The sequence below is a fragment of the Veillonella faecalis genome, from assembly GCF_024677885.1.
Taxonomy (GTDB): domain Bacteria; phylum Bacillota; class Negativicutes; order Veillonellales; family Veillonellaceae; genus Veillonella; species Veillonella nakazawae.
Genome location: NZ_JALBWL010000006.1, coordinates 1 through 13,239, shown reverse-complemented (window position 1 = coordinate 13,239; position 13,239 = coordinate 1). Strand labels below are relative to the sequence as shown.

Annotated in this window: 15 protein-coding genes; all 15 read left to right on the top strand. The window is 39.6% G+C overall.

Annotated elements, in window-relative coordinates; translation table 11 throughout:
* Positions 1–1,140 (top strand): amidohydrolase, encoded by a 1,140-nt coding sequence (locus tag MOQ65_RS09135; protein ID WP_257847348.1) that lies wholly within the window; start codon positions 1–3, stop codon positions 1,138–1,140.
* Positions 1,141–1,251: 111 nt separating this feature from the next.
* Positions 1,252–2,808, top strand: coding sequence for an ABC-F family ATP-binding cassette domain-containing protein (locus tag MOQ65_RS09130; protein WP_119206318.1), 1,557 nt, complete (start codon positions 1,252–1,254; stop codon positions 2,806–2,808).
* Positions 2,809–2,816: 8 nt separating this feature from the next.
* Positions 2,817–3,386 carry a GTP cyclohydrolase I gene (gene folE / locus MOQ65_RS09125; protein ID WP_005387220.1) on the top strand — a complete coding sequence of 190 codons (570 nt, stop codon included), beginning with the start codon at positions 2,817–2,819 and terminating at the stop codon, positions 3,384–3,386.
* Positions 3,379–4,215 (top strand): dihydropteroate synthase, encoded by an 837-nt coding sequence (folP, locus tag MOQ65_RS09120; RefSeq protein WP_105086148.1) that lies wholly within the window; start codon positions 3,379–3,381, stop codon positions 4,213–4,215. Before folE ends, folP begins: the two co-directional genes overlap by 8 nt.
* The gene (gene folB, locus MOQ65_RS09115) at positions 4,215–4,577 is read left to right on the top strand and encodes a dihydroneopterin aldolase (RefSeq protein ID WP_105086149.1); all 363 of its coding nucleotides are present in this window, start codon (positions 4,215–4,217) and stop codon (positions 4,575–4,577) included. Before folP ends, folB begins: the two co-directional genes overlap by 1 nt.
* Positions 4,577–5,050, top strand: coding sequence for a 2-amino-4-hydroxy-6-hydroxymethyldihydropteridine diphosphokinase (gene folK / locus MOQ65_RS09110; RefSeq protein WP_105086150.1), 474 nt, complete (start codon positions 4,577–4,579; stop codon positions 5,048–5,050). The genes folB and folK overlap by 1 nt, the downstream gene beginning before the upstream one ends.
* Before the next feature lie 123 nt (positions 5,051–5,173).
* Positions 5,174–5,980: a hypothetical protein gene (locus MOQ65_RS09105; RefSeq protein WP_005387227.1), complete on the top strand. Its 807-nt coding sequence runs from the start codon at positions 5,174–5,176 to the stop codon at positions 5,978–5,980.
* A gap of 10 nt (positions 5,981–5,990) precedes the next feature.
* Complete coding sequence (locus MOQ65_RS09100) at positions 5,991–6,227, top strand: GlsB/YeaQ/YmgE family stress response membrane protein (protein WP_005387228.1); 237 nt, start codon at positions 5,991–5,993, stop codon at positions 6,225–6,227.
* A gap of 232 nt (positions 6,228–6,459) precedes the next feature.
* The gene (locus MOQ65_RS09095) at positions 6,460–7,407 is read left to right on the top strand and encodes an L-lactate dehydrogenase (protein ID WP_257847347.1); all 948 of its coding nucleotides are present in this window, start codon (positions 6,460–6,462) and stop codon (positions 7,405–7,407) included.
* Between the two features lie 164 nt (positions 7,408–7,571).
* Complete coding sequence (locus MOQ65_RS09090; protein ID WP_043006286.1) at positions 7,572–7,904, top strand: FtsB family cell division protein; 333 nt, start codon at positions 7,572–7,574, stop codon at positions 7,902–7,904.
* Between the two features lie 69 nt (positions 7,905–7,973).
* A complete protein-coding gene (locus MOQ65_RS09085) occupies positions 7,974–8,375 on the top strand; it encodes a S1 RNA-binding domain-containing protein (protein WP_005387231.1) in 402 nt (133 codons plus the stop codon).
* A 94-nt stretch (positions 8,376–8,469) separates the two neighbouring features.
* Positions 8,470–9,366 carry a Ppx/GppA phosphatase family protein gene (locus tag MOQ65_RS09080; protein ID WP_257847346.1) on the top strand — a complete coding sequence of 299 codons (897 nt, stop codon included), beginning with the start codon at positions 8,470–8,472 and terminating at the stop codon, positions 9,364–9,366.
* Positions 9,335–10,333, top strand: a complete 999-nt coding sequence (gene tilS, locus MOQ65_RS09075) for a tRNA lysidine(34) synthetase TilS (RefSeq protein ID WP_257847345.1) — start codon at positions 9,335–9,337, stop codon at positions 10,331–10,333. Before MOQ65_RS09080 ends, tilS begins: the two co-directional genes overlap by 32 nt.
* A gap of 23 nt (positions 10,334–10,356) precedes the next feature.
* Complete coding sequence (hpt, locus tag MOQ65_RS09070; protein ID WP_257847344.1) at positions 10,357–10,902, top strand: hypoxanthine phosphoribosyltransferase; 546 nt, start codon at positions 10,357–10,359, stop codon at positions 10,900–10,902.
* An 88-nt stretch (positions 10,903–10,990) separates the two neighbouring features.
* Positions 10,991–12,919, top strand: a complete 1,929-nt coding sequence (ftsH, locus tag MOQ65_RS09065) for an ATP-dependent zinc metalloprotease FtsH (protein ID WP_005387235.1) — start codon at positions 10,991–10,993, stop codon at positions 12,917–12,919.
* Positions 12,920–13,239: the final 320 nt, after the last annotated feature.

Genomic DNA, 13,239 nt, shown 5'->3' with positions numbered 1-13,239 from the left:
ATGACATTACAAGAACGAGAGGCTCGTGCCTGTGCCATCATAGATGGTATGGCTGAGGAATTGCGCGATATCTCCTTATATTTACACGATAACCCAGAATTGGGCTTAAACGAGCATAAAGCAGTTAAGATAATTTACCAATTCTTAGAAAATCATAATTTTACATCTCAAGTAGGATTAACAGATTATCCTGAGTTACAAACGGCACTACGTGGTGACCATAACCATGATGCGAAACATAAAATAGCATTCTTAGGAGAGTATGATGCGTTACCTGAACTCGGTCATGGTTGCGGACATAATCTCATTGCTATGATGAGTTTAGGGGCGGCTATTGCCTTCAGCCAAAGTGCACCTGAAGCGTGGGGAACGACCTTCTTTGGTTGTCCTGCGGAGGAAACTATTGGTGGTAAAGTATACATGGCAGAGGCTGGTTTATTTAAGGGTTATGAGGCGGCGCTAATCATTCACCCAGGCGGTGAAAGTGAGGTGGGTGGCACATCATTAGCAACACATCCCCTAGAGATTACCTTCCACGGACGGTCTTGTCATATAGCATCACTTACTGATTCTGGTATTAATGCCTTAGACTGTGCTGTAGATTTATATCAAAAAATAAAAGAGTTAAAGAAAATGTTCCCTAAAGGGGCTATTGTAGGGACCATTTTTACCGAAGCTGGTACAGCACCAAACGTAGTAACTCCTAAGGCTACGATTCGCATGACTGTTCGCGGTAGTACGGTGGACGATTTAGAAGGTATTATTTTGCCGGCTATCAAAGAGGCTGCTCAAGAGATCGGAGCATCTTATGGGGCCCGTGTTGAGATGCATCATTATGAGCCTCTCTTTAAGGATATGCGTCAAGATAAACAACTATTAGATCTCTTTAACGATGTGATGACTGAATTTGGTGAAACGCCCCGTATATTGCCTGATGATGAGGCTGATGGTAGTACAGATGTAGGAAATGTATCTTATGAAGTACCAACAGCACAGCCTACTTTGCAGATTGGGTTAGGTTTAGAGGCTCATACACCAGAGTTCACTTGTGCAGCAGGTTCCGACTATGGATTGGCGCAAGCGATTAAGGGCGCTAAGATTATGGCTGTGGTAGCCTTGCGTTATACAGTGGGTAAGTGATGTTCAATTTTTGACATATAGAGGTCAAAAAGGTACAATAGATATAATATTTAAGTAAGTATGAAACAAGCCGTCTTCAACAAGACGGCTTTTATTCCGGTGGAGATAGATATGAGTGTTTTAACCGTTTCAAATGTAACCCATGGTTTTGGAGCGCGACAAATTTTAGATGATGCATCATTCCGCTTGTTGAAAGGTGAACATGTAGGGTTAATTGGTGCTAATGGTGAAGGCAAGTCTACATTCCTAAATATCATTACAGGTAAAATACCTCCTGATGAAGGTAAAATTGAATGGTCCAACCAAGTAACTGTAGGTTATTTGGATCAACATGCGGTCCTTGAAAAGGGCATGACCATTCGCGACGTATTGCAACGAGCTTTTGATGATTTGTTTGTAATGGAGCAAAACATTAACGATGCGTACAATCGCATGGGTGATGTGTCTGAAGATGAAATGAATAAGCTTCTCGAGCAAGTAGGGGAGTGGCAAGAAATTCTAGAGCAGCGTGGCTTCTATGAAATTGATGCGGTTATTGAGCGTACAGCTGCAGGTTTGGGCCTTATGGATATTGGGCTTGACCGAGATGTTACGGAGCTCAGCGGTGGCCAGCGTACAAAGGTTTTACTTACAAAACTTTTACTAGAAAAACCAACGATTTTGCTCTTGGACGAACCGACAAATTATCTTGATGTAGAGCATATCCAATGGTTGCAAAATTATTTACAAAACTACGAAAATGCGTTCATCTTGATTTCTCATGATATGGAGTTTTTAAATTCCGTAGTCAACGTGATTTATCATATTGAGCAAGCAGTTTTAACGCGTTATACTGGCGACTATCATCAGTTCCAAGCGGCTTATGAAGTGAAAAAAGCGCAAGCGGCTAAGGCTTATGAGCGTCAACAACAAGAAATTGAACGCATGGAAGACTTTATCCAACGCAATAAGGCTCGTGTAGCAACGCGTGGTATGGCAAATTCTCGAGCTAAACGGTTAGAGAAAATGGAAATTTTGGAAAAGCCAAAAGAGTACATTAAACCAAGTTTTGGTTTTAAAGAAGGCCGTACGCCAAGTCGTTTTATCGTAGAGGCTTTTGGTCTGGAGTTAGGTTATGATGAACCGTTGACTAGACCTGTAGACTTTCAAATTGAAAGAAATAAAAAAATCGCCATTCGCGGTGTTAATGGTTTAGGTAAAACGACATTGTTGAAAACAATTTTAGGTTTATTAAAACCGGTAAGCGGTGAGTTGGTAAAAGGTGAATTCCTACAAATAGGCTATTTCGCTCAAGAGGATACACCATCCAATTCTGAAACTGCACTAGACTATATTTGGAACGAATATCCGGCAATGACTAATGCAGAGGTGCGTGCAGCGCTTGCTCGTTGTGGCCTTACTAACGAGCATATTACATCACAAATGCGCGTGTTATCTGGTGGTGAAAATGCAAAGGTTCGCTTATGTAAATTGATGCAAAATAAGTACAATGTACTCGTATTAGACGAACCAACGAATCACTTGGACATTTATGCAAAAGAAGAATTGAGTCGTGCTTTGCGTGAGTTCAAAGGAACTATCGTTTTAGTAAGTCATGAACCTGAATTTTATAAAGATTGGGTTACGGATATTTGGAATATTGAGGATTGGACGACGAAAATCGTTTAGGAGGACCGATGAATCAACGTGCAAAGGACGGGATAAAGCAATTTTTAGCGGCTTTATCTGTTGATACTGAGGCGCCAGAGCTAGAGAAAACACCAAGTCGTGTAACAGAATTATATAGTGAATTATTCAGTGGCGTAGGATTAGATACAAAGTCAGCCTGGGGTGAAACATTTAGTACTGATTATAAGGGTCTTGTAGCGGTTACAGGAATTCCTTTTTACTCTATGTGTGAGCACCACTTGTTGCCATTCTTTGGAACCGTGGATATTGTGTACCAACCTAAGGATGGGTGTGTGGCAGGGCTTAGCAAGTTTCAAGATATTGTTAATATTCTTAGCCGGAGGCCGCAACTACAAGAGCGGTTAGCATCAGAATTAGCAGATGCAATTATGAATGATTTATCTGCTCATGGTGTATTCGTACGCATTACATCGACTCAGTTGTGTATGCTTATCAAAGGGACCATGCAGCAAGATTCAAAGGTTATTACATTAGAAAGCCGTGGTGTACTAGCAGAGACTGGCACATTACGAGATGAAGCGTTGGCAATGTTAGGTGGAGGACAGGCAAATGTTTAAACGTAGAAATTACACATGGAATGATGGCAAAAGTTTATCTTTGTGCGATCGTACCCTTATTATGGGGATACTAAATGGTACGCCTGACTCTTTCTCTGATGGTGGTAAATTCAATACTCCAGAAGCGGCAGCAGCACATGTAACGCAAATGATTGAAGATGGTGCTGATATCATTGATTTAGGCGTAGAATCTACGCGCCCTGGTTGCACACCATTGACAGCAGATGAAGAAATTGAACGCTTAGCCCAATTGATAGACCCTGTACTACATGCATCTACAGTACCTGTATCTATCGATACCTATCATGCTAAAACTGCTGATTATGCACTTTCAAAGGGCGCTCATATTTTAAATGATATTTGGGGCTTACACTATGATCCTGATATGGCAGCAATAGCCGCAAAATACAAGGTACCTGTAATCATCATGCACAATAGTAATGATACAAACTATGGTGACATCATTGAAGATATGAAGGCATACTTCTTCTTTGCTGTAGATAAAGCCTTAAAGGTTGGTGTAACACCACAACAAATTTGGCTTGATCCAGGTATCGGATTTTTTGGTAAAACAGAAGAACAAAATATTGAAGTTATGCAACGTTTAGGCGAATTAACGGCTTATGAATACCCTATTTTACTTGCCCCTAGCCGTAAGGGTTTTATCGGTTCTATGTTGGGCGGTTTACCTCCAGAAGAACGCGATGAAGGCACGGTAGCGGCTTGTATTACGGGTGTATTCCAAGGTGTTGATATGGTGCGTGTTCATAATGTGAAAATGCACAAACGCGCCTTGGCCGTAGCAGATGGCCTATTACGAGGTGAATAATGGATAAAATCGTTTTAAAAAACATGGCATTTTATGGATACCATGGCAATTTGACATCTGAACAAGCGCAAGGACAGCGCTTTTTTGTAGATGTTGAAATTACTACGGATCTTACAAAGGCCGGTCAAAGTGACCAGTTAGAGGATTCTATCAATTATGTAGAAGTATATGAGCTTGTAGAATCTGTTATGACTGGAGAAAAACATAATTTATTAGAGCGTTTAGGTGCACTTATTGCCGACTCTTTATACCAACATTATCAAGGTATCGTTGGCTTATCTGTAACGGTGCGCAAACCATCTGTACCTATTGCTGGTATCCTAGATTATGTTGAGGTTGTCACTACAAGAGGTCAAATTTGATGTATACCTATTACATCAGTGTAGGTTCAAATATAGGTGATAAAAGAGGCTATATTAATTCCGCTTTTCACCTATTACAAGGGCATGAGGCCGTTTCAGAGGTTATTAGTTCTTCTTTGATAGAAACGGAACCTTGGGGATATACAGATCAGGCGTCATTTATTAATGGCATGTGGTCTTGTAAAAGTACTTTGAATCCTCATGAAATGTTAAGTGTCCTTCAGTCCTTAGAACAAGAGGCTGGTCGTGAACGACTCATTCACTGGGGACCACGTACATTAGATTTAGATATTATTTTGGCTTTTGATGAAGCCGGTTCTATGATTTCCATTTGTGCTGAAACTCTAACTATACCGCATCCTTATTTTTGGGATAGAACCTTTGTCTTAGAACCTTTACATGAGTTGTTACCAACTTTTACCTATAAGGGTATCTCAATTAGCGAGCGACTAGCTACATTAAGTTTGGCATAGAAGTCCACAAAGATATTAAAAAAATTTACAGTTATACCTAGAATTGGGATTATATTAATAGGGACTTACTGTAATGGCAATATATTATTACGTTTTATGCCTGGGGATTCATAGGGAGTATAAATGAATATAAAACGTATCGGTTTATGCATACTAGCATTAATTGTAGTGGGGCTCTCCTATTGGCTTGCAGTAGGTGGCAATTACGACAGTAAAACAGTACGCATAGACCCAGAAGAGCATACATTAGTAAATTCTAGTGATGCCATCATTTCAAAACGAATATTAGCGATGAAGTCTATCGACTCACAAGTGTACTTTCTAGGTTATGAAGGGTATGGTATTTATAATTTAGCTGATAATACACTTCGGTTGATGCCTATTACCTTTCGTGGCCAACATATTGAGCCACCGAAGACCGAGAATTACCAACGTGGTTTACGAGAGATTACTATGGTAAAAACTTTCTCTGATTTTAGTGGGCCAGAACAATCCGTACTCAAGGATTTGTTGGAATCTACAGATAGAGGAGCTCATTATTATGGGGACTTTTACCATTCAGGTTATGAGTCATCCCTCATTGACATGAAGGATCAATATTTTATAACGAATACGGTACGAGCTTTAAAGCGTATAAATCATACATTGTATGTATATGATGCGTCAGGGTTTATTATCATTGATTTAGATAGTCGTCGTATTCAAGGGTTCTTTAATAATCGTCTAGGTGGAGAAGGACCCAAAGGAGTACCTGATAGCTTGCGTGGCCATTATGGTTCAGATTTCACGATGATATATGCATTGTCCAAGTTAGATCCAAAGGATTTAGAGATTTTATGGTCAATGCGAAAACAATATTTAGAAAAGTCACCACAAGTGATGGAGAATAAGGATTTATTCCCGCTTAATCTTGATGAGATGACTTTATAGGAGGTATATTATGCTTTGGTCAATTATTGTAGGCGGATTCATTGGTTTTGTAGCTGGTCGTATTACTAAAAAGGCGCAAAGCATGGGGATTATTCTTCGTGTTATTGCTGGTTTAGTAGGGGCTTCTGTAGGTCAAGCTTTGCTTGGTACTTGGGGCCCAAGTCTTGCAGGCATGGCATTAATTCCGTCCATCGTTGGTGCAGTTATAGTTATTGCTGTAGTAAGCTTCTTTACTGGACGAGACTAACTATATAATAGAAGGACTATTATAGGATTTTCTATAATAGTCTTTTTTTATCGTTATAAATCTATTTTCTTATATACCTATGAGAAAATAGGTATATAATAGTTTATGTATTTTACAAGCAATATGTTTTTATATAACTTAACATTGTCGATTCATATACTGGTAATCGCTGGTTTAAGTGGAATTGTATTAAAAGATGTATATCTTTAAGTACGAATCGTAGGAGGCCCTTATGAAGTTACGTAAAGTAGGTATTATTGGCACTGGACATGTAGGTTCTCATGTAGCATTTTCTCTTGCTCTACAAGGTGAAGTAGATGAACTATATATGATGGATATTGACGAGAAAAAAGCTAAAGCACAAGCAATGGATATAAATGATGCTGTTAGTTATATTCCTCATAAAGTAACAGCTACTGCAGGTCCTATTGAAGATTGTGGGGATTGTGATATTCTCGTATTTAGCGCTGGTCCTTTACCAAATTTATATCAAGATCGTTTAGAAAGTCTTGGTGATACAGTAGAGGTTTTAAAGGATGTTATTCCGCGAATTAAAAAGTCCGGCTTTGATGGTTTTATTATCTCTATTTCTAATCCTGCTGATGTTGTTGCTACTTATTTATGTAAACATTTAAATTGGAACCCAAAACGTATTATTTCCAGTGGGACAGCTTTAGATTCAGCGCGATTACAAAAAGAATTGGCGCGCATTTTTAATATTAGTAACCGTACAATTACAGCGTATTGTTTAGGTGAACATGGCGGTAGTGCTATGGTGCCATGGTCTCATGTTTATGTACAAGGAAAACCGTTAGTACAATTACAACAAGAATTGCCTCATAGATTCCCTACACTTGATCATACTCAAGTGCTAGATGATGTAAAAATTGGTGGTTACCATGTATTGGCTGGTAAAGGCTCCACAGAGTTTGGCATTGCTAGTGCAACAACAGAATTAATTCGTGCTGTATTTCATGACGAAAAGAAAGTGTTGCCATGTTCTTGTTATCTAGATGGCCAATATGGTGAAGAAGGAATCTTTGCATCGACTCCAGCAGTTATTGGCAAAGATGGTATCGAAGATGTATTTGAATTGAAGCTTGCTGAAGATGAATTAGCTTTATTTAAAAAGTCTTGTGCAGTAATTCGTGAATATGCTCATAAAGCAGAGACTTTATAAGGCCATAGTAGCTGTTGCTAATAAGTCTATCTCTAATAAGACCTTTTTAACTATATGATAGTTATAAGGTAAACTATAGATAATTTTATTTAGTCCCTAACGAGGTTCTGTGATATAATTAAAAAATGACAGTATACAGATGATGAATATTTTTGGGGGATATTATGACTCAAGACACTATGGAAGTACAACGTCCAAAAAGGCCGCGCAAACGGGTTAGACCTAATCGCAAAGCGCAGGATCAACGTATTATCCTCATGTGGATCAAGCGAATTGGTATAGGGATTATGGTACTGCTATTATTAGGGCAAGCCTATCGCTTGGTGGCTGTATATCAAGAAAAACAACATATTGAGCAACAATTGCAAGAATTAAAACAGCGAAATGAAGAATTAGAACAGGAAAAGGCTAAGTTACAAGATCCAAAGACCATTGAGGGGGTGGCTCGTGAGGAGCTCGGCCTTGTAAAACCTGGTGAAGTACCTTATGTAAAATAGGTTTGACTGTAGTAATTTTGATTCGCATCAGTTTGTAGTTTGAGGTTTCCGCATTAATTAGGAGGTTGCATGGCAATCGAAGTTGGTAACATTATTGATGGTACCGTATCTGGTATTACAAAATTCGGCGTATTTGTTGATTTAGGAGAGAAGCAAACAGGTCTAGTTCATATTTCTGAAGTAGCTCATGGGTATGTCGAAGATATTAATACCGTATTAAAGGTTGAAGATCCAGTAAAGGTTAAGGTTTTATCTATTGAAGGCAATAAAATCGGCCTTTCTATTCGTCAAACACAACCTAAAGAGACAGCAAGTGAAGAGCGACGTCCTCGTCGTGTTCAATCTAAACAAAGCACAGAGGCTTTTGAAGCAAAGATGAAATCATTCTTGCGCGATAGCAATGAACGCTTACACGATTTAAAACGCAATACAGAAGGTAAACGCGGAGGCCGAGGCGGTCGTCGAGATTAATAGTGAGAGATGGCATTGAGCCATCTCTTTACTTATGTATAGGCCTTAACAGTATAATAGTGTTAGAGGCATACTAATTATGTAAGGAGCAATTATGAAGTTAGCTATTATTGATATTGGATCAAATTCAGTACGCTTATTATTGGCTACTTATGAAAATAATATATGGCACTATGAGCCGAAACAGTTGTGGACTACTCGTTTAGGCCAACGTAATTCAGATGGTACATTGCGCACTGAATCGATGGAAGCGTCCTATCAAGCTTTTACAGAAATAAAAAAACTAGCAGACCAATATGGGGTGGAATGCTGCTTTGGTTTTGCAACGAGCGCTGTTCGTGAAGCATCTAATGGCCTTGAATTTATGGAGTACATTAGCGAACATTGTCCGATGGAATGGCGTATTCTCACGGGCGATGAAGAGGCTATTTATGGCTTTAATGGTACCTTAGGAGATCAGTTGAATGATGGTCGTCACTATACAACTATCGATATCGGTGGCGGTAGTACAGAGCTAGCATTAGGCAATAAGGACGGCGTTTACTGGAGCCGATCTTATCCTGTAGGGGCTGTACGCCTTCAATCTATGTCTGATGAAGGTCCTCAACGAGTATGGGAAGAAACTCGATTCCTTTGGGATCCCATGATGATTCAAGGTGAATTTGGTGAATTCATTGGTATTGGTGGTACGTTAACGACGCTAGCGGCCATTGATTTAGGCCTTGAAAACTATGATGGTACGAAGGTACAAGGTCATAAATTAAGTCGTGAAACAGTAGAGGGCATCATTTTAAACTTACGTTACATGAGTCGCGATGAGCGATTACAAGTAAAAGGTTTACCTGCAGGACGTGCCGATATCATCGTAGCTGGTGCAGAAATTTTAACGTCCTTTATGGATGCCTATGAGGTACCTCATGTATTTGTGAGCGACCAAGATGGTATGGAGGCGATGGCCCGTGAATGTGAAAGCACTCGTTCGAACCGTTAATCACACCTTAAAATCGCATAATCTATTTCCAGAAAATAGTCGCATATTAGTGGCTTGCTCCGGAGGTCCTGACTCAATGGCGCTATTGCATTTGTTGCAAGATATTGCAATGCATCGACATACAACATATGAGGTAGGTGTAGCCATAGTAGATCACTGCATTCGACCTGAAAGTAAGGATGAAGTGTTGTGGCTCCAACATCAAGTGGAAGAGTTAGGATTACCGTTTTATTCCACTACATTTGATGTGCCCCGTTTGTGCAAGGAACGAAAGCAGTCTGAAGAAACTATAGGACGACAAGTACGTTATCAATGGCTTACGGAGCTTGCACAGTCTGAAAACTATGATTATATTGCGGTGGCTCATCACAAAGATGATCAAGCAGAGACGATTTTAGCACATATCATCAGGGGGTCAGGATTAAATGGTTTGACCGGTATGTCTATAGTAAGTTCTGAATATTCCACTCCAGTAGTTAGACCGCTGTTAGACGTTACTAAAGAAAATATTTTGGCGTATTTAGAGGCGAAGTGTATTTCTTATTGTATTGATAAGACGAACGAGGATGTACGATACCAACGAAATAGAATTCGTCATTGTATTATGCCTGAATTAGAAGCTGTTAATCCAGCCGTGGTAGACGCTATAGTTAGATTGGGAAGTTCTGTGCATGAAGACTTACGAGTCATTTCTGATTTAGTGGACCAATCTTTTGATAAGCTGGTGACTATTGATATGGATGAGGTGAGGACATCTCGCTGTGCCTTGCGACAGGAGCCGTTGGCAATACAACGTCGGTTATGGCAGCGTTTAGTAAGTACAATAGACCCTAATATAACGCTGACATCAGCTCATCAAGATCAATTACTTGATATTGTTAACACAGGGGAAGAGAAAACTTTCACTATTAAAAGTATAAAAGTAACCGCTCAATGTGATACAATAAAAGTATATTGCAAACATTAATATGAATCGTGGAGGTCATATAGATGCATCAAGATGCAAAAGAGATTTTATATACAGCGGAACAATTACAAGCTCGTGTAGCAGAGTTGGGTAAAGCAATTAGTGAAGACTATAAAAATGAATCTGTAGTGCTTGTAGGAGTATTAAAGGGAGCTGTCGTTTTCTTTACAGACTTAGCACGCGCTATTGATGATAGTGTAGATGTAAGTTTTGACTTTATTTCTTGCTCTAGCTATGGCAGTGGTACAACTAGTACAGGAGTCGTACGAATTTTAAAAGATTTGGATCGCTCTGTAGAGGGTAAACATGTACTCGTTGTAGAAGATATCGTAGATACGGGTACAACATTACATTACTTATTAGAAAATTTACATGCTCGTGGTGCTAAAAGTGTGCGCCTTGCAGCGTTATTGAATAAACCAGATCGCCGTAAGATGGACGTAGAAGTTGACTATGTAGGCTTTATTATTCCTGATTATTTTGTTATCGGTTATGGTTTAGACTACGCAGAAAAATATCGTCACTTACCTTATATTGGTATTTTGAAGGAAGAAATGTATCAAAATTAAAAATATGATATAATATATGAGTGCATCTCTCAATGAGATGTACTCAATTCGTTTATACAACTAAATTATTATTGAAAGGGGTAATCTTTTGGGTCGATTTACAAAAAATATCGTCCTTTATTTACTTATCATTGCCGCTTTCGTTATCGCCATTGACGCTTTCTCTGGTCAAAGTGCGAATAAATCTGAACTAAGTTACACAGGATTTATTCAACAAGTACAACAGAAAAAGGTTGAGTCCGTAACGATTACCAATGATCATGGTATTAAAGGTAAATTAAAAAATGGAACAGAGTTCAATTCTTATGCGCCAAGTGATGAAACATTAATTAAAACATTACAAGATAATGGCGTAGAAATTACAGCAGCTCCACCTGAGCAACCAGCTTGGTGGATGAGCTTGTTAGGTTCTGCTATTCCTATCATCATCTTAGTGGTGTTGTTCTTCTTTATCATGCAACAAACACAAGGTGGCGGTGGCCGAGTGATGAACTTTGGTAAAAGCCGTGCTAAATTGATGGGTGAAGGTAACGTAAAGGTTAGCTTTAAAGATGTAGCAGGTGCTGAAGAAGCAAAACAAGAATTAGAAGAAGTAGTAGAATTCTTGAAGGATCCAGGTAAATTTACAACAATCGGTGCTAAAATTCCGAAAGGTGTATTGCTCGCAGGTCCTCCAGGTACAGGTAAAACATTGCTTGCTAAAGCCGTTGCTGGTGAAGCAGGGGTACCATTCTTCACGATTTCTGGTTCTGACTTCGTAGAAATGTTCGTAGGTGTTGGTGCTTCTCGTGTGCGTGATCTTTTCACACAAGCGAAAAAGAATGCGCCATGTATCATCTTTATCGACGAAATTGATGCAGTAGGTCGCCAACGTGGTGCTGGTCTTGGTGGTGGTCACGATGAACGTGAACAAACATTGAACCAATTGCTCGTTGAAATGGATGGTTTCGGAGCCAACGAAGGTATTATTACCATCGCCGCTACAAACCGCCCAGATATTCTTGACCCAGCGCTATTGCGCCCAGGTCGTTTTGACCGTCAAGTTATCGTAGGTCGTCCAGACTTACGCGGTCGTGAAGCCATCTTGAAAGTACATGCTCGTAACAAGCCATTAGCTGACGATGTAGACTTGAAAACAATTGCTAAGAAAACTCCAGGCTTTACTGGTGCTGACTTGAACAACTTGTTAAACGAGGCGGCTTTATTGGCAGCCCGCCTTAACAAAAAAGTTATCACTATGGCTGAAGTGGAAGAAGCTAGTGAAAAGGTTAGCATGGGTCCTGAACGCCGCAGTCATATTGTGAGCGAGAAAGACCGCAAGTTAACAGCGTACCATGAATCTGGTCATGCCATCGTGGCACATTTATTGCCTCATGCAGATCCTGTTCATAAGGTAACAATCATTCCTCGTGGCGCAGCAGGTGGTTACACTATGATGCTTCCTACAGAGGAACAAAACTACAAAACAAAATCTCAATTATTGGCAGATATTCGCGTAGCCCTTGGTGGTCGAATTGCAGAGGCTTTGATTTTAGATGAAATCAGTACAGGTGCTTCTGGTGACCTTCAAAGCGTAACGAATACAGCACGCGCCATGGTAACGCGTTGGGGCATGAGCGATGAGCTTGGTCCTATCGTATTTGGTGAACAACAAGAACAAGTATTCTTGGGTAAAAACCTTGGCCATGAACGCAACTATAGTGAAGAAATTGCTGCAAAAATCGATGCTGAAATTCATCGTATTGTTGAAGAAGCTTATAAAGATGTAACAAAACTTCTTAGCGATAACGAGAAATTCTTACATGATATGGCAAATGCTCTATTAGAGGAAGAAACCATCGATGCAAAAGCGGTAGATAATCTTTACAAATATGGTACAACGAAAGCCCCTGAAGTTGAGGAGTCTAAAGAAGCTCTAGAAGCGGCAGGTATTGTAGTACCAGAGGTGGTTGAAGCTAAAGAAAACACTGCTACAGTGGATGCTCCTAGTGAAACACCTTCTAATGAAATCAAATAATGAGATATCTAAATAAAAGAGCTGGCCTCGTTGAGGGCCAGCTCTTTTTATATATGCTCTTTTGATTAGGGTTATAGGACAAAACGTGTTGGTTTTATAGGCGATGGATCCAGTAAATTACTGGCTCCATCGCTATTTTAAGTTCTTTTGATAAACTTAGAGGGTGGACAAAATGTGTTGGTAAAAAGTCCCAAAACCCTTGATTTTACTGGCTTCAATAAGGTTATATCTTCTTAGAAAATCGTGTTCTAAGTGGAGGGAATAATCATGCTGGTAAGATGTATAAATTGTGGATTTTCTTGTCAAAAATATGGGAAAAC